Source organism: Labilibaculum manganireducens (assembly GCF_002843385.1).
In the GTDB taxonomy this organism is placed as follows: Bacteria; Bacteroidota; Bacteroidia; order Bacteroidales; family Marinifilaceae; genus Labilibaculum; species Labilibaculum manganireducens.
The window spans coordinates 30,045-51,087 of record NZ_MVDE01000007.1 but is presented as its reverse complement, the minus strand read 5'-3'; the positions used below and the strand labels follow the sequence as shown (position 1 = coordinate 51,087).

The following is a 21,043-nucleotide window of genomic DNA, read 5'->3' as shown; positions in this document are numbered from 1 at the left end:
AGTGAATTGTAAAAAGGAATGGTCTTAGTTTACTAGTTAAAAATATGATTGTATCAATTCTATTAATTTTACTGGGTTTTGTATTGCTGATTAAAGGGGCTGACTGGATGGTTAGCGGGTCTTCAGCATTGGCTAAAAAGAATAATATTTCGAATATCGCTATTGGCCTTACCATTGTCGCTTTTGGAACGTCGGCACCTGAATTGGTAGTGAATTCGTTCGCCTCATTTCACGGGTATTCCGATATTGTGTTTGGTAATGTAATTGGAAGCAACAATTTTAATTTGTTCATTATTTTGGGAATTGCAGGACTTATTTCTCCAATTGTTGTTCAGTCGAATACTGTTTGGAAGGAGCTTCCGCTCTCTCTTTTTGCGGTTGTAATTTTATATCTGCTTTGCAATAGTTTTTTTCAGGATACTGCGGTGCTTACGCGGGTGGATGGACTTATACTACTTGTGATGTTTGGGCTTTTCCTGTTTTACGTTTACAAACAATTAAAAACAGAAACTCTTGTGCCCGAAATCGAAATAATACCAATGTCAGTTCTTAAAATATGGAGTCTTATTCTTATTGGTTTCTCAGGATTGATTATGGGAGGTAAACTGGTTGTGGATAATGCTGTTGAAGTAGCCTCAGGCATGGGGGTAAGTGAAAAGATTATAGGATTAACAATTGTTGCTGTCGGAACATCATTACCCGAACTGGTAACCTCGGTTGTGGCTGTGCTGCGTAAGAATAATGATATTGCGATAGGGAATATTATCGGTTCAAATATTTTCAACATTTTCTTAATTCTGTCTGTCAGTTCTTTTATCAGACCCATCGAATTTAAACCTTTGTTCAATATCGATCTTTATATTTTGGCAGGCGGCACAATATTTTTATTTATTGCCATGTTTACAGGAGTAAAGAAGAAGCTGGACAGATGGGAAGCGGCTCTTCTTTTGGTAAGTTATCTGGCTTACACGGTTTATTTAATTGGCAAAGAGGTATAAGCCTGCATGCAATATTTCATTGATCTGCGGCGGTCTGGTTATAATGTAAAATTACTTGCCGGCCGGCAGTCCCGAAATAGAAACCTGATACATTCACAAATGAGACTACTTTTTTATGTACTGATTTTTTGTCTTCTCTCAATTACATGTAAGGCGCAAATTTTTTCGGAGCGCTTATCAGATGAAGCAATAAAGTTAACCGAACAGAGAGTAATCTACGATGCTTCTTACTTTTCAATAGCTTATCCCAACGGAGATATTCCTGCGGATAGAGGCGTTTGCACTGATGTTGTAATTCGTGCTTACCGAAAATTGGGAATCGATTTGCAGAAGGAGGTTCATGAGGATATGAAAGCTAATTTTAGTTTGTATCCGGCAATTTGGGGTTTGAAACATGCCGATACCAATATTGATCACCGAAGAGTACCCAACCTGATGAAATTTTTTGAGCGAAACGGACAGGAGAAACCATTAAGTCAAAATTCCATTGATTATTCTCCGGGCGATATTGTTTGCTGGAATTTAGGTGGTGCTATAACACACATTGGTATCGTAATTAATAAAAAATCCAGAGATGGTAAACGCTTCTTAATAGTGCACAACATTGGCGCTGGTCAGGTAATTGAGGATTGTTTATTTGAGTTTCCGATTATTGGGCATTACACCTACTCCGATACAAACTAATTGCCTGTTGTTTTCCTTGTTTAGTCTTAGAAGTGGAGATTACAAGCTTCTTTTTATTCTGTATATTAATTTTCCTGCATAGAATACTTCTGAAATCCTCTGATACCGGGTTTTTATATTTTAAATGTTAAAATAAGTGAACGTTCATTCACTTTGCGGATTATTTATTTTATATTTGTTTCATCAAAATCAAAAAAGACTATCAAATCAGAATTTCCAATATGGCAATCAGAGAAAAAAGTAAGGAGAAACGGAATGCGTTGTTAAAAGCTACCTTGAATTTGGTGAATAATAACGGCTTTCATGATGCTCCAATGTCTAAAATAGCCAAGATGGCCAATGTGTCACCGGCAACTATTTACATTTATTTCGAAAACAAACAGGATCTGATCAATCAGTTGTATCTGGAACTGAAAATATCATATACCAAGCAGGCATTTAAAGATTATTCTGAAAATATGCCCGTAAAAAAAGCCTTTGAATTTATCTGGTACAATATTGCTGATTATAAGTTGAAACAGGTTGAGGAAGCATGGTTTTTATCGCAGTGCGATAACACAACGATGATCGATGAGGTCAGCGTACAGGAAGGGTTGAAGCATTTACAGCCCTTGCTGGATTTATGGGAAAGGGGACAGAAGGAAGGTATCATTAAAGATGTTTCGCCATATATTCTCTATGCTTATGCCATCAATCCATTGGCCTTTTTAATGAATATGCAAAAACGCGGCCTTTACCAGATAAATCAAGAAAGTTTGGAACAGGCATTTCAGTCCGCCTGGGATAGCATTCGAATATAATACACTTATGGGAAAGACAGCAATCATATTGGGAGCAAGCGGATTAACAGGGAAGCTTCTGTTGAACCGGCTTTTGGAAGATGAAGCCTATACGAGAGTGAAAATTTTTACCCGCCGAGGTTTAGATTTGGTTCATCCCAAGTTAAAAGAGTTTATTGGAGACCTGCTTAGTTTAGAAGAATTTAAGAAGGATTTCACCGGCGATGAAGTATTTTGCTGCATTGGAACTACTGCTAAGAAAACGAAGGATAAAACCATTTACAGGAAGATTGATTTTGGTATTCCTGCGACAGCTGCAAGTTTGGCTAAGGCAAATGGAATTAAAAGTTTCCTTGTAATTTCAGCCTTAGGTGCAGATGCCGGGAGCAATATCTTCTACAACAAAACAAAAGGAGAAATGGAGCAGGCTGTTTTAAGTCAGGAGATTGCAAATACCTATATTTTAAGGCCTTCTTTAATTAACGGGAAAAGAGATGAAGATCGATTGGGTGAAAAAATTGGATCGATTATCATGAAAGTGCTAAGTCCGTTTTTATTGGGAAAATGGAAAAAATACCGGGCAATTGAGGCAGAGACAATTGCAAATGCATTACACGCTTTGGCGCAGGCAAAACCAGATTATAAAATAATTGAATCAGACAAAATACAAGAGATTGGTGCTTATCTGTAGAGTTCATAGGTAAGGCTTTTTTTATCCTCGAAAGAGAATGAACATTCATTAATATAAAAAACAAAATAAGATGCAAACAATACAATTAAAAAGCAGACCGGTAGGCGTACCAAAATTATCCGATTTTAAATTTGTGACTGAAGAACAGCCACAAATTGCAGAAGGAGAAATACTTTTAAAAGCAACACATATTTCTGTTGATCCCTACTTAAGGGGAAGAATGATGGAAGGTAAATCGTATATCGAGCCATTCGAGTTAAATAAAGCAATTAGCTCGGGTATGATTGCTGAAGTTGTTGAATCAAAATTGACTGGCTTCAGTAAAGGTGATTTTGTATCAGGCTTACTGGAATGGAAAGAGGTTCAGGTATCTAAAGGCGAAGGCTTGTTAAAGGTAGATGCAAAGAAAGCTTCATTATCTTCTTACTTAGGTGTGTTGGGAATGACAGGTTTAACTGCTTATTTCGGATTGTTGGAAATTGGCAGGCCTAAAGCAGGAGAGACCGTTGTAGTTTCGGGAGCTGCAGGTGCTGTGGGAAGCATTGTGGGACAAATTGCAAAGTTGAAGGGCTGTCGCGTGATTGGGATTGCCGGCAGCGACGAGAAAGTGGAACAACTGGTTTCTGAATCTGGTTTCGATGCTGCAATTAATTACAATACAGCCGGGAACATGAGTCAGGCAATTGCAGAAGCTTGTCCTAATGGAGTAGATGTTTATTTCGATAATGTAGGCGGAGAAATTTCAGATGGTGTGATGATGAATTTGAATCGTTTTGCACGAATCATTGTTTGCGGAGCAATTTCGATGTATAATGCGACCAGCGTACCAATGGGACCCAGAGTTCAGCCCATACTGATTAAGAATTCGGTACTGATGCAAGGATTTGTAGTATCCAATTATATGGAAAAATGGGGAGAAGCAATTCCTCAATTGGCAAAATGGCTGCAGGAAGGAAAATTAAAATCTACCGAAACAATTGTTGAAGGATTTGAAAATACGCCACAGGCTTTTCTTGATCTTTTCGAAGGAAAGAACAAGGGAAAAATGATTGTGAAAATATAATTTTAAGAAAAATAAACAGGTTTAAATTTAATAGATATGACGATAACAACAGGAGCTTTGAAAATATTATTCGTGCTGACTTCTCATTCTCAAATGGGAGATACAGGTCACAAAACAGGATTTTGGGTAGAAGAATTTGCCAATCCTTACTATACATTAGTTGATCAGGGGGTTGATATAACAATTGCAACTCCAAAGGGAGGTGTTGCACCAATCGATCCAACTTCGGATTTGCCGCAGAATGCGACCGAAGATACCAAGCGTTTTAACGAAGATGCGGCAGTTCAGAAAAAGATTAATGAAACCATTGCTTTGGCAGATATCAATTTTGAAGATTACGATGCTGTATTCTATCCTGGCGGACATGGTCCTCTTTGGGATTTGGCGGAAGATGCAACTTCTGCAAAATTGATTGAGGATTTTAATGCGGCTAAGAAACCAATTGCCTTTGTTTGCCATGCACCGGCAGCCTTGCGACATGTGAAAAATGCACAAGGTGAATTCCTGGTGAAAGGCAAAAAAGTGACCGGATTTACCAATGAAGAAGAGGAAGCTGTTCAGTTGACTAAGGTTGTTCCTTTTTTGGTAGAAGACATGTTGAAGGAAAATGGAGGTATTTACAGCAAAGGTGATAATTGGGCTGCTTATGCCGTTCAGGATGGTAATTTAATTACCGGTCAGAATCCGGCATCATCAGCACTTGTAGCTGAAATGCTGTTAAAGATGCTTCAAAAGAAGTAAACTGATTGTTTTATCGGTTTTAAATAAATCAAGAGCCATTGAGTGAATTCATTTCATTTGGTGGCTCTTTCTCTTCAAAATAGATTCTTCTGACTATCTTTGTGCTAAAGACAATACCATCAAACAATTTAAAACCATGGACCAGGACGATTTCGATACCATCAAGAAGATTAAAAAAGAAAATAAGCAGGCCTATAATCCTTGGTCAAGAAAGGATGATGATGAATTGATTAATCTGTTTTTTGATGGTGTTCCTGTTGGTGAAATGGCTATTAAATTAAAACGTACCAAGGGAGCCATTCGCGCACGAATCCGCAAAATGGAACTGATACATATTAAGAAAAAGGCTTCTCCTTCATCCGATTCTTCGAAGAAATAGAAGCAAAATAAAATAATAAATCCCCAGAGAGTACAACAACTCAAGGGGGATTTTGTTTTGTATACATTTGAGGTTACTTGTAACTTAAAGATTTATTTGGGGTGATATATTCCAAACATTTTTCCAAAACAGGATCGCCACCGTTTTTATATTCTTCAGCTCTATATGGAATAAACACATCAGGCATAATAATGCCATTTTTTTGATTACTGTATTCGTCTATTTCTACAGTAGAAATAACAAGTAAGGAATTATTAAAGGCAGAAGTTGTAATCTCTCCATATCTAAGAGCATTATGAGCCAATGGTTCTCCTACTAATGTGGCAAATTTATTGTACTGCATGATATTGGCAAAGGTTGATGCCATCGAAGCAGTATATTCACTTACCAACACATAATAATTCATCTTTCCAGCATACTTTGATTTATCCAGAGGACAAGATTTTATAATATTTGCTTCGGGCATGTTGCAAACTTTTCCAATTGAGTCTTCAGAAAAGCCATAATCAAGTGTTGCTTTTGAGACCATAACTTGTGATCCGCTTTGGTAGCCGATGCTATCCTTGTCGGTAAAAAGGGATATTAATTCATCAAAACGATCTCCATTTCCTCCCGGATTATCTCTAACATCAATAATGATATTAGTATAACCTTTGGATTGAACTTTTGTTATGAATTTTGCCAGCTGTTTAATCATGAATTTGTTGTTGTCGAAGTTCTTAATGCCAAAATAGCCTGTTTCGTAATCGCTATAGATTGTTTCTGGATAGTATTTTTCTTTAAAATTATACTTGTTCAAAGGAACTCCGGGTATCTTAATTTTGTGTTTTTGGCCTTTTCTTAGGAATTGAATCTTGTAGTTTGGCGCAAAGCAAAAATGATTTTGGGCTTGTGTAAAAGGAGAATCGAGAAAACGATGATGATAGGTGTATTTCACAATCTCTTTTGCAGATCTTTCATTGATAGAAATAATTTGATCTCCTTTTTGTAATTCGGGAGAGATTGATTGGTCTATTATAAGAGTATCATTGATACATAGCATTTTAAATGGCCAAACTCTAATGTGTTTGCCCTTGAGTTTGTATTCTGGATATCTTCTTAGTTGAGGCAATATTAGAAAATGAGGATCTCCATTAGTGATTTTATCAAAAGCTTTTCGATACTGGTAGATGTATTCTGTCTCGGGAATAAAATCAGTCGGAAAAGATTTAGAGATTTCATCTATTAAGGAATCAAATTTAGCTTCGGATATTGAATTAAATGGATTGGGATGATACTTTTTTATCAACTCTTTTGTGTGTAGAAGACTATCTTTTGTGATGATCATCTTATCATTTTTTAAATAAGTTGAGTAGTCAGTACTTTCGGTAATTTTGATAGATTGGCAACTAGATACGCTTATTGCAACCAGTATGATAAAATATAATTTGTTCATTTGTTCTGATTCGAATTTGTATGATTTTGGGGATCAAGGGTTCGGAAATGGCTCATCAAACGAAGAGCCATCTCTTGAAATTATAGATTTAAAATAACTTAGCTAATTTATGTGTTCTTATAGCCTACAAGTGAATCTTGATTTTAAAACCAGGATACGGATTCTTGAAAAAATCGTTAAAATAGATTTGAGGAACAATACTTATATTTTCGGTTACTTTCTTTTCTATACCCAAGCGAAAAGAGTCTTTTTCAAATAAATCTCCATTTTGTTTAGCTAAATACCCTAAATTTAACCCGTACCAGTCTCCTTTATTCGGATTTTTAGAAAAATTACGTTGATACCCCAAATCTACCCAATGATTGATGTTTTCTTTACCTGATGAGAAATCGTACATCCATTCATAGCCTAGAGAAAAAGCTTGTTTGGCTAAGTTTTTGTTCCCTAGTTGTACTGTCATACGGGTATAAAAACTACCATTCCAAGTTCCTTTAACATTTTCAAGAGAAGTGCCTGCACTCAGAATAATTTGATCGTTTGTAGTTGCCATCGTATTTATTTGGTGAAGCAGTTTTGCGGAATTGTCTTCGTTTACTTTTACCCAAGCAACAAAAGGAGAAGCTTTAAGGTACCAATCACTTTTCTTTTTTAATTGTTGGTCTGTATTTTTTAGAATTTGCGAGAAGTCATATTTTGTAAGTTCTTCTAATTGCTTCATCGTGTTAAAATAAATGGCAACTTTCGAGTTTAATTCAAGTTTATTGTTGCCTTTTATTACCAATGCAATAGCCGTATCTGTAGGAAAAGAAATGCTCATGGTTGAGGCAATCTCTTCTATTGTGATTGTGTGTAGGATATCTTTATCATACTCCTTTATTGTAGAACATTTAATAAGAATGGCTTTGTTCGCTTCTAGTTCTGCAATGTTTAAAACAGCCCAGCGTGTAAGGAAAACATTTAGAAGATCTTTGATTTCTAGATTCCCTGCCAAATCATGTTTGCCATCATAAGTGCTTCTGCTTTCAATGGTGGTTTCATTGGGCATCTGCATGCGAATGGTATCAGAATGAAATTTGTTTTCATTGGCAGCAAATATCTTTATCGAAAATAGAAATAGAAGTCCGCTAAGTAGTATGATTTTATTTGTCATGTGTTTTCTTTTAAGAAGTGAATGAACCGAGTTTATGATTATTTCATCGTGAGGTCTTTAAACAATGGTGCCGATGTTTCAGATTCACGTGAGTTATTTTTAAATGTGATTTTAAACTTCCTGTTTGGATTCTTTGTTGTGGTTTTAAGTTTTGAATTGTTTTTAGATAAAGCCATTAAAGCTTCTTCATTAATATCAATCGATAGCCCTTTTACTTGGTTTTTATTTTCACTGTTTTTTAATTGTTGAGCATACCATTTGTTCGTTTCGTCTAAATAATTTTTCAGACTAATAATGCTGTCATTTAACGAATTGTTTACAAGTTGCTGTTCGTTTAATTGTTTTATTAAGACTGTGTTGTTAGAAGTAATACTTTCCAGTTTTTCAGATAGATTAGTCAAGGCTGTTTTCGCCTGTTCTGATTCAACTGTTTTGATCTGTGTTTTATAAATGATCTTTGTCTCAACTTCTTTTTGTGCAACTTGAGGTATACGTGCTTTTGCCTGATTCAATTCAATTCTTAATTGATCTTGGCTTATTTGTAAGCATTGATTTACTCGGTAAGAATAGCTCAAACCCCCCATTAAGATTAGGATAATAGCAATCGATGCAACCCTAAACCAGGCAAAGGTCTTGTTTTTGTGGGGCATTTGTATGGAACTCCACAGAGCAGTTTTGTCGAAACCAACGAAATTATTTTTATTATCCCAAGATTCGAATGCATTCTTTATTTTTTTCTCAACGGATTGCTTCATATCTCACCTCTGTTTTTGAAATCATTTCCTTTAATAATTTTCTAGCCTTGCTCAATTGCGATTTTGATGTTCCAACGGCAATGTTAAGCTTTTGTGCAATCTCTTCATGTTTATAGCCTTCAATTGCGTACAGGCTGAAAACAGTTCGGTAACCATCAGGCAGATTCAATACCATCTGTATTAAATCGTCTTCCAGTAATTTTTCATCACTTGTTAGTTCTGATTCTTCTATATCTTCAATCAATTCTAAAGTGTCCGAAAACCGAATGTTCTTTCTTATTTCCATGAGAGATTGATTAATCACGATCTTTTTCATCCAGGCCTTTAGTAGATTCTCTTCTTGAATGTTGGTCTTTCCAATGCTATTAAAAATGCTTAAAAAACTCTGGGAAAGTACGTCTTGACATAAGTCTCGATTGTTTAGATATCGATAGCAAATACGATACAAGTAATCAGCATACTGTTTGAATAGCTGTTCCTGAGCTTTTGGGTTTTTATTTTTAAGAGCTTTTATTAATTTTTTCACAAGTAGAGATCATAATTGTTTCCTACAAACTTAATAATGCAGATTCATTTCAAAAGGTTGCCTGAGAAAAATAATTTTTAATTTGAGGAAGGATCGTTGCATTAAAACTATTTGAAGAAAACCTTTGTTACTTAGATCAAATCTAACGAGTCATATAAATCATGGAATGGTTTAGAATGTTAAAAATATAGATTGCAGCAACCTAGATTTGTTTTAGTATCAGTAAAATAAAAACGAATAATTGATATTTAATTTCGTTGATAATCAGCTATTTTACTCTGCTTGCTGTTAATCCAAACTATTAGACTATCTTTGCCGTTCAATTTTAAGTACATTTATGACATTTGACAAATTAGAGATTATAGATCCCATTCTTAAAGCGATTGGGGAAAAAGGTTATACACATCCCACTCCAATTCAAGAAAAATCAATACCCATTTTACTTCGCAAAAGAGATTTATTAGGTTGTGCACAAACAGGAACGGGTAAAACTGCAGCATTTGCAATTCCAATTTTACAGCATATTTACAATGATGCAACACCAGAAAAAGGTCGTCGCAAAATTAAGGCTTTGGTGGTAACTCCAACCCGCGAATTGGCTATTCAGATTAAGGATAGTTTTTCAGAGTACGGAAAGTATACAGGAATTCTGAATACAGTTATTTTTGGGGGAGTGAAACAAGGCGCACAAACACAGGCTTTAAACCGAGGTGTTGATGTGTTGGTTGCCACTCCGGGTCGATTGCTGGATTTAATACAGCAAGGGTATATTTCATTAAGAGACATTAAGTATTTTGTTTTGGATGAGGCAGACCAGATGCTCGACATGGGGTTCATTCATGACATTCGTCGAATTATTGATCTTTTGCCAAAAAGAAGACAATCCTTGTTTTTTTCTGCAACCATGCCGGCAAGCATCGTAAGCTTGGCTGGTAAAATTTTAGGTAATCCTGATAGAGTAACGGTAAAGCCGGAGCAGACTACAGCCGAAAAAGTAGGGCAATCGCTTTATTATGTGAGTAAAAAAGCAAAGCCAAAATTGCTGATTTTTCTTTTAAAAACCGAAGAAACTGATTCTACTTTGGTGTTTTCGAGAACAAAGCACGGTGCTGATAAGGTAGTTAAGGGCTTGCAAAAGGCTGGTATTTCGGCCGAAGCAATTCATGGGAATAAATCTCAAAATGCCAGACAGCTTGCTTTAAGCAATTTTAAAAATGGAAGTACAAAGGTACTTGTTGCAACAGATATTGCAGCCAGAGGGATTGATGTGTCGGAATTGTCTTTGGTTGTAAATTACGATTTGCCAAATATTCCTGAAACGTATGTTCACCGTATCGGACGAACAGGTCGTGCAAGTGCGAGCGGCAATGCAATTTCATTCTGTGATACAGAAGAAAAACCATATCTTAAAGATATCCAGAAGTTAATAAGACAAGATATTGACGTGGTTAAGGATCATCCTTTTCTTCCGGGTGGAGTAGAGGATAATGCTGTAGAGGAAGTGAAGTCGGATAGAAGAAGGCAACAGCCCAGGTCATCTAAATCTTCAAAACCATCAAATTCATCCAGATCGTCCAGTTCAAGATCATCGAATTCTTCAAAGTCTTCAGGTTCTTCGAGAACGCCAAATTCTTCGAAACCGTCATATTCAGGAAATAAAGAATGGAGACGTGGCAATTCTGCGTCCAAGAAACGAGCTGAGTAAGAAACCGAAATAGAAGTTAATTCTAAAATATATGCAAAGCCGAAGAGGAGATCCTTTTCGGCTTTTTTTTAATTCGGTTATTATTGAAAAATAGTATGGATTATGATCGTTTGTAAACTTTGATAAATCATTTCTTATCCTTAATATTATGCTGATTTAATTAATCCGCATAATTTACAAAATGAGAAAAAAATTCTACCTCCTGATTTCGTTGTCAATATTGATCCTTGCGACGTTTTCCTGTAAAGACAAACAGAGTGTAAAACAAAAAGTTGATCCTGGTTTTGGACAATATATTTCGGCTTTTACTTCCGGAGTTGTTTCTGTCGAGTCGGTGATTCAAATAAGACTGGTAAATGATTACGATCAAAAGATTGAATCTGGTCAGGAATTGGAAGAGGGGATTGTGAGTATTGCTCCTTCGGTAAAGGGAAAAGCATATTGGAAAGATCCTCGTTGTATTGAATTCCGACCAGAAATCAGAATGGAATCGGGAAAAGAATATAAAGTGAATGTGAAGCTATCGAAATTGATGGAGGTTCCTGCGAAATATGCCGATCTGAAATTCAATTTTCAAACCATAAAACAAAGTTTTGCCTTTACTGGAGAAGGACTGCAATCTTACGATAAAACAGATATGCTTTATCAGAAATACAAAGGATACATCACAACTGCTGATGTAATTGTTGATGATGAGATTGAATCGGTTTTGGCTGCCACAATTAATTCTCAGAAAAAAAATATTGAGTGGATGCATTCTGCTGATGGAAAACAGCATCATTTTGTTGTGGATAGCTTGAAAAGAGAAGAAGACAAAGGAGAATTGAATTTGGTGTGGAACGGGGCAGCCATTGGAGTGGATGAAAAAGGGGAGAAAGAAATTGAGATTCCTGCATTAAATGTTTTTAAAGTGATGAGTGCAAAGGTGATTCAGCAACCAGAGCAATATGTGTCGGTTCGTTTTTCTGATCCACTGAAAAAGAATCAAAATCTGAATGGTTTAATTCGTATTGACGGAGTATCTTCTTTGAAATTTATTGTAGAAGGAAATGAAGTCAGGGCTTATCCCGGCTATCGGTTATCTGGAATCAAAACAATAAGTTTTGAAGAAGGAATTAGAAATGCAATGGAATACGCTTTGATGAAAAGCACTAAGATGGAACTCACTTTTGAGGACATTAAACCTGCAGTCCGGTTAATCGGAAAAGGAGTTATTTCTCCTTCATCGCAAGGATTGATTTTGCCATTCGAGGCTGTTAGTTTGAATGCTGTTGATGTAAGAGTTGTAGAAATATTCGAGAACAATGTACATCAGTTTTTGCAGGATAACCGAATGGGCGAATCGGGTAATATTCGAAGAGTAGCCCGTTTAATTTTGCAAAAACGAATCGATTTGGGAACCAATCGTGCTGTTGATCTTCGTAAGTGGAATGCATACACCTTGGATATTTCGAATTACATTGATGTGAAACCAGGATCTATTTACCGAATTGAATTGCGCTTTAGAAAAGAGTATTCATTGTATGCCTGCGGAGCAGAACAGGAAAGCGGGGATCAGTTAAATAGTCTGGATGATATAGTTGCAGAGCAACAGTTAGAGGAAGAAATGCAGGATTGGGATCGGCCGGGATGGTATGAGTCTTACTATTATCCTGCCGGATACACATGGAGAGAAGAAGAGAATCCTTGTCATGTATCCTATTATAACGGAGAACGGTTTGTTAGCCGGAATTTATTTGCTTCCGATTTGGGGATTATTGCAAAAGGGGGAACTGATAAATCGATCACTTTTGCAGTTTCCAATCTGATTACAGCAGAGCCGGAAGCTAATGTTGAACTGGAAGTGTACAATTATCAAAAACAGCTGATGGCCCGAAGTAAAACCGATAAAGATGGTTTGGCTAAAGTGCAGTTGGACAGGCAGCCTTTCCTTTTGGTTGCAAAAAAAGGAACTCAGCGGGGGTATTTACGTTTGGATGATGGATCATCTCTTTCGCTTAGTAATTTTGATGTTGGCGGACAAGTAGTTCAAAAGGGGATAAAAGGATATTTGTACGGAGAACGTGGTGTTTGGCGTCCGGGAGATAATTTATACCTGACTTTTGTTTTAGAGGATTCTGATGATGTGTTACCAGATAATCATCCGGTTGTTTTTGAGTTGATAAATCCTCAGGGACAAGCTGTTACTCATAAAATAAGCACAGGTGGAACCAATGGATTTTATTCATTCACCTGCTCAACAGATGCTGATGCACCAACAGGAACCTGGTCTGCCAGAATACAAGTAGGAGGTGCATCTTTTACAAAAACGATAAAAATAGAAACAGTTAAACCAAACAGGTTAAAAATAAAGCTCGAATTTGAATCTGAAGTTTTAAAATCTGCGGCAGCGAATCAAAAAGCTAATCTGGATGTTAAATGGCTGCACGGAGCGATTGCCCGCGATTTACAATCAAATATCAGCCTGCGGCTGACTCCAGCTAAAACCTCATTTGATAAATATCCCCGCTATATTTTTGATGATCCGTCGAAAGAATTTTATGCCGACGAACAAGTAATTTTTGATGGAAAAGTAGATCAGAATGGAAAAGCAGTTGTGGATTTGGATTTAAAAGGAAACAAATCTGCTCCCGGAATGTTGAATGCCAATTTTATAACCCGTGTATTTGAAAAAGGCGGTGATTTTAGTATTGATATGCAAAGAGTGAAGTTTGCTCCTTATCAGTCATTTGTTGGGGTAAAAATGCCGGAATCGGAGAGAGGATGGTATTTAACGGACACAGATCATGAAATTCAAATTGCCACAGTAAATTCCGACGGAGCTCCTGTTGACCGGAAAGATTTGGAGGTGAAAGTTTACAAGATTGACTGGCGTTGGTGGTGGGATGCAGGCGAGGAAAATCTGGCTTCGTACATTAGCCGCTCATCAACCCGGATTGTTTCGCATCAAAGGGTAAGCATCAAAGGGGGAAAAGCGAAATTTAAGCTGAATATAAAATACAACGATTGGAACGATTACGGACGTTATTTAATTCGGGTGACTGATCCGGTAAGTGGACATTCAACCGGCGAAACAGCTTATTTTTCGAAATGGTATGGCCGGACTCCTGAAGGAATGCCAGGCAATGCCGCAATGCTTTCTTTTACTTCTGATAAAGACAAATACAGCGTTGGCGAAAAAGCTGCAGTAACAATTCCTTCTTCAAAATTGGGTAAGGCTTTGGTAAGTATCGAAACCGGAGCAAAAGTTTTACAAGCATTTTGGATTGATACAAAAACCAATGAATCTGAGTTTTCATTTGAGATAACTTCGGAAATGTCACCCAATGCATATGTTAGTGTAAGTTTGGTTCAGCCTCATGCTCAAACCGAGAACGATTTGCCAATTCGGATGTATGGTGTGATTCCAATTTTGGTGGAAGATCCAAATACCCGATTGAATCCGGAAATTAAAATGCCTGATGTGTTGGAGCCGGAGAAAGAATTTGAGGTGACAGTTTTGGAGAAGGATGGAAAGGCAATGACGTATACTTTAGCTGTTGTTGATGATGGTTTACTTGATTTAACACGCTTTAAAACACCAAATCCCTGGAATACATTTTATGCCCGCGAAGCTCTTGGAGTGAAAACCTGGGACATGTACGATTTGGTGATGGGGGCATTTGGTGCCAGATTGGAAAAAGCATTTGCCATTGGAGGTGATGAAGATTTGGGTGAAAAGAAGCAAGCCAAGGCAAATCGGTTTAAACCTGTGGTAATGTTTTATGGCCCTTACACATTACATGCCGGTGATAGTAAATTGCATAAAATTACCATGCCTAACTATGTTGGCTCTGTTCGTACTATGGTAGTTGCAGGAAATAAGGGAGCTTATGGTTCTGCCGAGAAAACGATTCAGGTCCGCAAGCCTTTAATGATACTGGCAACCTTGCCTAGAGTGGTTGGTCCTGCCGAATCAGTAAAATTACCCGTTACTGTTTTTGCTATGGATCCTAAAATTAAGAATGTAAAAGTTAGAATTGAACCCAATGAATTTCTTATCAGCGAAGGCGGTCTTGAAAAGAGCGTGGTTTTTGAAAAAACGGGAGAGCAGGTAATTGATTTTGATTTGAAAGTGGTTTCTAAATTGGGGGTTGCCAAAGTAAAAGTTTTTGCAGAAAGTGGAAATGTAAAAACAACATATGATATTGAATTGGATGTGCGTAATCCGAATCCACGTGTGGTAAATGTTAGTGACACTTTGTTAAAAGCAGGTGAAAGCTGGGCTAATATATTGAAACTACCCGGAATGGAAGGAACCAACAAAGGGATTTTGGAATTGTCGAATATTCCACCTATCGATTTTGGCCGTCGTTTAGAATACCTTATCGGATATCCTCATGGATGCATTGAACAAACAACTTCGTCGGTTTTTCCTCAGTTATTTTTAGATAAGGTAGTGACTCTGGATTCAGAACAAAAAGCCCGGATTTCTAAAAACGTTCAGGCAGGATTGAATCGCTTGTTGAGTTTTCAAATGCCAAACGGCGGTTTTAGCTACTGGCCGGGAGGAGATTACGAAAGTGATTGGGGAACCAGTTATGCAGGGCATTTTATGCTGAAGGCTCAGGAGATGGGCTATACTTTACCAATTGGCTTGAAATCTGCCTGGTTACGATATCAAAAATCTGCAGCTAAAAGCTGGGAGAATGCTTCTTACCGCGGTGGTGTTTACTATTCCCGTCATGATTTACTGCAGGCATACCGCTTATATACTCTTGCCGAAGCTGAAACGCCTGACTTGGCTTCAATGAACAGAATGAGAGAACAAACAAAACTTTCATCAGCTGCAAAATGGAGATTGGCGGCAGCTTATCGTTTAATAGGACAAACAGAAGTTGCAGAGAATCTGATTGAAAATCTGGGAACGGAAGTGGAAGCTTATCGTGAAAATTCAGGTTCTTTTGGGTCTGATACCCGTGACAGAGCGATGATTCTGGAAACTTTAAGTTTGCTTGATAAAAAAACTAAGGCTTTTCCTTTGGTACAGAAATTATCAGCAGAATTATCAAGTAAGTCCTGGATGAGTACACAAACAACCGCCTTTTGTTTAATTGGGATGGCAGAATTTGCAGGGCGTGGAGAATCAAAGCAATTGAATATTTCCTATTCCCTAAATGGTGGTGAAATGCAGGAATTAAAGAGCAATAATCCGCTTATTCAAATTCCTTTGGATTTAAAAACAGGAAAACCAAGTGTAAAAGTCAACAACCTATCCGATGGAGTTCTTTATGCACGGGTAAGTATGAGTGGAATTCCTGCAACGGGTGACCAGACCTCTGCCGAGGAGAATCTGAAAATGAAGATTTCTTACAAAGATATGCAGGGAAATCCGATTGATGTGAAAAACCTGCATCAGGGAACTGATTTTAAAGTAGAAGTTCGGATTGAAAACCCGGGTGTGATGGACAATTATGAGCAAATGGCTTTGACTCAGATATTCCCATCGGGTTGGGAGATTGTTAATACTCGTTTCGGAGATGTTGATGAACTTGTAAAATCTGATGTTCCCACTTATCAGGATATTCGTGACGATCGTGTGTATACTTATTTTGACTTGGATAGAAACAAGAGCAAAACCTTCTCGATTACTATGAATGTCGCTTACGTTGGAAAATATTACCTGCCAACAGTAAATTGTGAAGCTATGTACGATGATCGTATTCATGCCCGCAATCCGGGTCAATGGGTCGAAGTTGTAAAGTAAAATATAAAGGTTAACCTGACAGAGTGCGAAGCACCTGTCAGATTTATTTAGGTAATAAATGAGAAGGTATGGAGCCGGTAGAGTCTGGAAATTATTATCATATTTATAATCGTGGGATAAATTCTTGCGATTTATTTTCTGAAGAAGGTGATTATGAGAGATTCCTTGAACTCTTTGAAAAGTATCTTAATTCTATTGCCGAGGTTTATGCATGGTGTTTAATGCCTAATCATTTTCATTAGTCGTTAAACTCTGACGGGTCCAAGGACTCCGTCAGGTTTCAAACAATTACAACAGGTCAGTCAGAGTCTGAAAGACCTGACAGCGTTTTTTTAAATGGAAAATAATAAATTCAAAAAGGAAGCTTTCTTTTAGTAAATGAAAATACCAAAAATAAAATATTGCCAATCTAAAAAATGCCGCATTTTAATGTTGGCATTTTTGCTGTTGTGCGTAAGTTTCTGGTTTTCTCTGCCATCAAAATTATTTCACGATCCCACATCAACTATTCTTTATAGCAGAGAAGGAAAGTTACTTGGAGCCAGAATTGCTGCTGACGGACAATGGCGGTTTCCGGAATCGGAACAAATACCGGACAAGTTTGAGCAATCGCTTTTGGCATTCGAGGATCAGTATTTTTATTACCATCCGGGAGTGAATCCGGTTTCGTTAGGACGAGCTTTAATTCAAAATATAAAGGCTGGCCATGTGGTGAGCGGCGGAAGTACGTTAAGCATGCAGTTGGTTCGTATTTCCCGCAAAGGCAAGAGCAGAAACCTCTATCAGAAACTGGTTGAGATGATAAAATCGATTCGCTTAGAGTTGGGATATTCTAAAAAGGAGATTCTTGCCTTGTACGCATCTCATGCTCCATTTGGAGGAAATGTAGTTGGATTGGAAGCTGCTTCGTGGCGTTTTTTTGCACGAAATGCCAAAGATTTATCATGGGCAGAAGCTGCTGCTTTAGCAGTATTGCCAAATGCTCCCTCATTAATTTATCCGGGAAGAAACAGCAGGAAACTTCATGATAAACGCAATCGCCTTTTGGATCGGTTGGTGGAAAGAGGAGTTATTGATTCCATCACTTGTAAATTGGCAAAATTAGAAGAAATACCTTCTAAAATTCATTCATTGCCAATGTTGGCTCCTCATTTATTGGATCAGGCAAATGTTGAACATACAGGCGAACGAATTACAAGCTCTTTAAACTATCGGCTTCAATTGCAGGTAAATGAGTTGGTTCGAAAATATCAGCGGAATTTAGAGGCCAATCAAATTCACAATATGGCTGTTTTGGTTTTAGATGTGGAAACTGGTCAAAGCATAGCTTATGTTGGAAATACTGATAAATTGGATGAGGAAAATCATGGAAATCAGGTAGATGTTATTCGTGCTGCGAGAAGTACAGGTAGTGTTTTAAAGCCATTTTTATTTGCCGGTATGCTGAATAGCGGAGAAATTCTTCCCAATACGCTCATTCCTGATATTCCAACTCAGATAGCAGGATACTCGCCTAAGAATTTTAATCTTCGCTACGATGGTGCCGTTCCTGCTCAAAAGGCGCTGTCACGGTCTTTAAATGTGCCTGCAGTTCGTATGCTTCGCAATTACGGTGTAGAGCGGTTTCACCACCTATTGAAGATATTGGGAATGAGTACGCTTAATCGTCCGGCAGGGCATTATGGATTGTCTTTAATTTTGGGAGGGGCAGAAGGTACATTGTGGGATTTATGCGGGATGTATTCCGGACTGGCAAGAAGCTTAAATCATTACAATCAATACAATAAAACTTATTATCCGAATGATATTCGTGAACCAGTTTACCGACTTCAGGATTCTGTAAAAAAAGGGAATCCTGAAATCCAATCAAGACTAAGTGCTGCTTCCGTTTATCAAACATTTGAAGCCTTGCTGGAAGTCAACAGACCGGATGGTGAAAATGGGTGGAAATCTTTTTCTTCATCACGTAAAGTGGCCTGGAAAACCGGAACCAGTTTTGGTTTTCGCGATGCCTGGGCAATTGGGACTACACCTGATTTTGTAGTTGGGGTTTGGGTTGGCAACGCTGATGGAGAAGGCCGGCCGGGCTTAACAGGTGTAAGTTCAGCAGCGCCTGTCATGTTCGATGTATTTAATTTACTTCCTTCAGGTTCTTGGTTTGATATTCCGTTTGAGGAGATGGAAGAGATTCCTGTATGCAGGCAAAGTGGATACAGAGCAGGAAGGTGGTGCGAGACTGTTGATACAATGTTGGTTTGTGAGACAGGTTTGAAGACCAATTCCTGTCCTTATCACAGACTTGTACATTTGGATGCAGGCAAGAGGTATCAGGTGAATTCTGAATGCGAGAAAGTGACTAATATGCAACATGTAAACTGGTTTGTTTTGCCGCCGGCAATGGAATGGTACTATAAAAAAAGAAATGCGTTGTACCGACCTTTGCCCCCCTTTCGGGATGATTGTTCCGGAGCCCGGAATCATGAAGTGATGGAGCTGATTTATCCGAAAGGAAACGATCAGATTTTTGTTCCCATCGATTTGGATGGAATTCGTGGGAAAGTTGTTTTCGAGATGGCTCACCACGATCCGGAAGCTGAAGTTTTTTGGCACTTGGATGGTGAATTTATTGGGGCAACGGTTCATCTGCATCAGATGGAATTAAGTCCGGATGAAGGAGAGCATCTGCTTAGTTTGGTTGACAATCATGGCAACACTTTGTACAAGAAATTTACCGTAGTGGGAAAAAATGATAACGAAATAAACTGATAAGCTAAAAAAAGAATTGCAATTGATCTTGTTGTTTTTTTTGCAAAAAGCTCAACTTTAATGTTTTGCCTGCGTACTATTGTTGGCATTTCAGATATTAGGAAGACTAGATATGGTAAAAGTAAAATTTGAATATAAAATTCTTATTTCATACTTATTGATAGGAGGATTATGGATCACATTCTCTGATCAATTAGCGAAAAAGATAATCTCTGATCCCAATTATCTGACAGAAATACAAACTTATAAAGGTTGGTTTTATGTTTTGGTGACTGGAATTTTGTTTTACTTCTTACTAAAGAAGCATTTGATTAAAATTCGAAATGCAGAAAAGAAAGCCAGAGAGAGCGATCAGTTGAAAACTGCTTTTTTGCAGAACATATCGCATGAAATAAGAACTCCTATGAATGGGATTGTAGGTTTTGCAGGCCTTCTAAAAGAAAATGATCTGACCAAAGATCAAAAGGAAATGTACCTTGATATTATTACTAAAAGTTCGGATCAATTGCTTAATGTAGTTAATGATGTATTGGATGTTTCACTAATAGATTCGGGAAATGTGATCATTAATAAAACTCAGTTTAATCTTAATGAATTTTTGGAACAGATTTATTCAGTTCACGGAACAATTTTAAGGAAAAATATTTCTCTTCGGTTAAATAATACTCTTTCCGGTTCAGATCACATTGTTTTTTCCGACAGAGTAAAGTTGGGACAAATTCTGGATAATCTCATTAGTAATGCAATAAAGTATACCCCAAAAGGAGAGGTTGAATTGGGGTGTGAGACGAAGGAAGATCGATTGCTGTTTTATGTAAAGGATTCAGGAATTGGGATTGCTCCGGAATATCATGAGAAAATTTTTGATCGTTTTCACAGGGCAGAGATTGAAACAACAAAAACGATTGGTGGAGCAGGCTTAGGTTTAGCCATTTGCAGGGGTAATGTGAATTTATTAGGTGGGGATATTTGGGTAGAATCCAATCTTGGAATTGGTTCCAAATTCTATTTTACAATTCCTGGTGATTTCGTTGTTCAGAAACCTACAGTAGAGGAAAAAGCAGATTTGAATAGTGTTTTAAGGCCTGGCTGTGTACTTGTTGCAGAAGATGAAGAATATAATTTTCTTTACATATCAAGAATATTAAACGATGCGGGAATCGATTTTTTAAGAGCAAAAAATGGACAGGAAGCAGTGGACATTTGTCGGAAGAACGCAAATTTAGGATTGATTTTGATGGATATTAAAATGCCGGTTTTAAATGGTTACGAAGCTGTTAAGATAATTCGGGGGCTTCACAATAAAATTCCCATTATTGCTCAAACTGCTTTTGCCATTGGAAACGAAAAAAAGAAGGCTTTGAATGTTGGTTGCAACGATTACATCGCAAAGCCTTTTAAGAGAGAAGAACTGTTGAATAAGATCAGGGAAAATACAAGGTGATTACTGACCTTTGACTAAAAAGAGGAACATAATTTTCGGTTGTTTGATAGCTTTTCAGCATTTTTCCAATAATAATCAATTTAAGAAAGCCGGAAATTGCATTATGACTCTCAATCACCACAAAATACAAACTGGAAGAGAGTTAGATCAAAATCCTTATTGTCTTTGTATTGCATATGGG

General features: G+C 37.4%; 15 protein-coding genes. 11 read left to right on the top strand and 4 right to left on the bottom strand.

Going from position 1 to position 21,043, the window contains the following annotated elements; genetic code table 11:
• Positions 1-44 precede the first annotated feature (44 nt).
• The 7 genes from BZG01_RS06520 (at position 45) to BZG01_RS06490 (ending at position 5,335) form a co-directional block, all read left to right on the top strand.
• On the top strand, positions 45-998 hold the full coding sequence (locus BZG01_RS06520; protein ID WP_101309028.1) for a calcium/sodium antiporter: 954 nt from the start codon (positions 45-47) through the stop codon (positions 996-998).
• 99 nt (positions 999-1,097) lie between these two features.
• Positions 1,098-1,682 carry a DUF1287 domain-containing protein gene (locus BZG01_RS06515; RefSeq protein WP_101309096.1) on the top strand — a complete coding sequence of 195 codons (585 nt, stop codon included), beginning with the start codon at positions 1,098-1,100 and terminating at the stop codon, positions 1,680-1,682.
• Positions 1,683-1,903: 221 nt separating this feature from the next.
• A complete protein-coding gene (locus BZG01_RS06510) occupies positions 1,904-2,482 on the top strand; it encodes a TetR/AcrR family transcriptional regulator (protein WP_101309027.1) in 579 nt (192 codons plus the stop codon).
• A 7-nt stretch (positions 2,483-2,489) separates the two neighbouring features.
• Positions 2,490-3,152: an NAD(P)H-binding protein gene (locus tag BZG01_RS06505; protein ID WP_101309026.1), complete on the top strand. Its 663-nt coding sequence runs from the start codon at positions 2,490-2,492 to the stop codon at positions 3,150-3,152.
• Between the two features lie 70 nt (positions 3,153-3,222).
• The gene (locus tag BZG01_RS06500) at positions 3,223-4,215 is read left to right on the top strand and encodes an NADP-dependent oxidoreductase (RefSeq protein ID WP_101309025.1); all 993 of its coding nucleotides are present in this window, start codon (positions 3,223-3,225) and stop codon (positions 4,213-4,215) included.
• 36 nt (positions 4,216-4,251) lie between these two features.
• On the top strand, positions 4,252-4,956 hold the full coding sequence (locus BZG01_RS06495) for a type 1 glutamine amidotransferase domain-containing protein (RefSeq protein WP_101309024.1): 705 nt from the start codon (positions 4,252-4,254) through the stop codon (positions 4,954-4,956).
• A 136-nt stretch (positions 4,957-5,092) separates the two neighbouring features.
• Complete coding sequence (locus tag BZG01_RS06490) at positions 5,093-5,335, top strand: hypothetical protein (protein WP_101309023.1); 243 nt, start codon at positions 5,093-5,095, stop codon at positions 5,333-5,335.
• Positions 5,336-5,408: 73 nt separating this feature from the next.
• Here the strand turns inward: BZG01_RS06490 and BZG01_RS06485 are convergent, their stop codons facing one another.
• The 4 genes from BZG01_RS06485 to BZG01_RS06470 all read right to left on the bottom strand — a co-directional run bounded on the left by BZG01_RS06485 (position 5,409) and on the right by BZG01_RS06470 (position 9,201).
• Complete coding sequence (locus BZG01_RS06485; protein WP_180327239.1) at positions 5,409-6,662, bottom strand: S41 family peptidase; 1,254 nt, start codon at positions 6,660-6,662, stop codon at positions 5,409-5,411.
• 232 nt (positions 6,663-6,894) lie between these two features.
• Positions 6,895-7,920, bottom strand: coding sequence for a hypothetical protein (locus BZG01_RS06480; protein ID WP_101309021.1), 1,026 nt, complete (start codon positions 7,918-7,920; stop codon positions 6,895-6,897).
• A 38-nt stretch (positions 7,921-7,958) separates the two neighbouring features.
• Positions 7,959-8,675 carry a hypothetical protein gene (locus BZG01_RS06475; RefSeq protein WP_101309020.1) on the bottom strand — a complete coding sequence of 239 codons (717 nt, stop codon included), beginning with the start codon at positions 8,673-8,675 and terminating at the stop codon, positions 7,959-7,961.
• Positions 8,659-9,201: an RNA polymerase sigma factor gene (locus tag BZG01_RS06470; protein ID WP_101309019.1), complete on the bottom strand. Its 543-nt coding sequence runs from the start codon at positions 9,199-9,201 to the stop codon at positions 8,659-8,661. Before BZG01_RS06470 ends, BZG01_RS06475 begins: the two co-directional genes overlap by 17 nt.
• Positions 9,202-9,538: 337 nt before the next feature.
• Between BZG01_RS06470 and BZG01_RS06465 the strand changes: the two genes are divergently transcribed.
• The 4 genes from BZG01_RS06465 to BZG01_RS06450 all read left to right on the top strand — a co-directional run bounded on the left by BZG01_RS06465 (position 9,539) and on the right by BZG01_RS06450 (position 20,862).
• Entirely contained in the window at positions 9,539-10,906 is a 1,368-nt protein-coding gene (locus BZG01_RS06465; RefSeq protein WP_101309018.1) for a DEAD/DEAH box helicase, read from the top strand.
• A 181-nt stretch (positions 10,907-11,087) separates the two neighbouring features.
• Positions 11,088-16,652 carry an alpha-2-macroglobulin family protein gene (locus BZG01_RS06460; RefSeq protein ID WP_101309017.1) on the top strand — a complete coding sequence of 1,855 codons (5,565 nt, stop codon included), beginning with the start codon at positions 11,088-11,090 and terminating at the stop codon, positions 16,650-16,652.
• Positions 16,653-17,081: 429 nt separating this feature from the next.
• The gene (gene pbpC, locus BZG01_RS06455) at positions 17,082-19,418 is read left to right on the top strand and encodes a penicillin-binding protein 1C (RefSeq protein ID WP_218973028.1); all 2,337 of its coding nucleotides are present in this window, start codon (positions 17,082-17,084) and stop codon (positions 19,416-19,418) included.
• A 112-nt stretch (positions 19,419-19,530) separates the two neighbouring features.
• A complete protein-coding gene (locus BZG01_RS06450) occupies positions 19,531-20,862 on the top strand; it encodes a hybrid sensor histidine kinase/response regulator (RefSeq protein ID WP_101309015.1) in 1,332 nt (443 codons plus the stop codon).
• Positions 20,863-21,043 lie beyond the last annotated feature (181 nt).

What these genes read in the sequence shown, in the direction of transcription:
- BZG01_RS06520 (WP_101309028.1), top strand. Translation starts at nt 45, where the DNA reads ATGATTGTATCAATTCTATTAATTTTACTGGGTTTTGTATTGCTGATT.
- BZG01_RS06515 (WP_101309096.1), top strand. Translation starts at nt 1,098, where the DNA reads ATGAGACTACTTTTTTATGTACTGATTTTTTGTCTTCTCTCAATTACA.
- BZG01_RS06510 (WP_101309027.1), top strand. Translation starts at nt 1,904, where the DNA reads ATGGCAATCAGAGAAAAAAGTAAGGAGAAACGGAATGCGTTGTTAAAA.
- BZG01_RS06505 (WP_101309026.1), top strand. Translation starts at nt 2,490, where the DNA reads ATGGGAAAGACAGCAATCATATTGGGAGCAAGCGGATTAACAGGGAAG.
- BZG01_RS06500 (WP_101309025.1), top strand. Translation starts at nt 3,223, where the DNA reads ATGCAAACAATACAATTAAAAAGCAGACCGGTAGGCGTACCAAAATTA.
- BZG01_RS06495 (WP_101309024.1), top strand. Translation starts at nt 4,252, where the DNA reads ATGACGATAACAACAGGAGCTTTGAAAATATTATTCGTGCTGACTTCT.
- BZG01_RS06490 (WP_101309023.1), top strand. Translation starts at nt 5,093, where the DNA reads ATGGACCAGGACGATTTCGATACCATCAAGAAGATTAAAAAAGAAAAT.
- BZG01_RS06485 (WP_180327239.1), bottom strand. Translation starts at nt 6,662, where the DNA reads ATGATCATCACAAAAGATAGTCTTCTACACACAAAAGAGTTGATAAAA.
- BZG01_RS06480 (WP_101309021.1), bottom strand. Translation starts at nt 7,920, where the DNA reads ATGACAAATAAAATCATACTACTTAGCGGACTTCTATTTCTATTTTCG.
- BZG01_RS06475 (WP_101309020.1), bottom strand. Translation starts at nt 8,675, where the DNA reads ATGAAGCAATCCGTTGAGAAAAAAATAAAGAATGCATTCGAATCTTGG.
- BZG01_RS06465 (WP_101309018.1), top strand. Translation starts at nt 9,539, where the DNA reads ATGACATTTGACAAATTAGAGATTATAGATCCCATTCTTAAAGCGATT.
- BZG01_RS06460 (WP_101309017.1), top strand. Translation starts at nt 11,088, where the DNA reads ATGAGAAAAAAATTCTACCTCCTGATTTCGTTGTCAATATTGATCCTT.
- pbpC (WP_218973028.1), top strand. Translation starts at nt 17,082, where the DNA reads ATGTTGGCATTTTTGCTGTTGTGCGTAAGTTTCTGGTTTTCTCTGCCA.
- BZG01_RS06450 (WP_101309015.1), top strand. Translation starts at nt 19,531, where the DNA reads ATGGTAAAAGTAAAATTTGAATATAAAATTCTTATTTCATACTTATTG.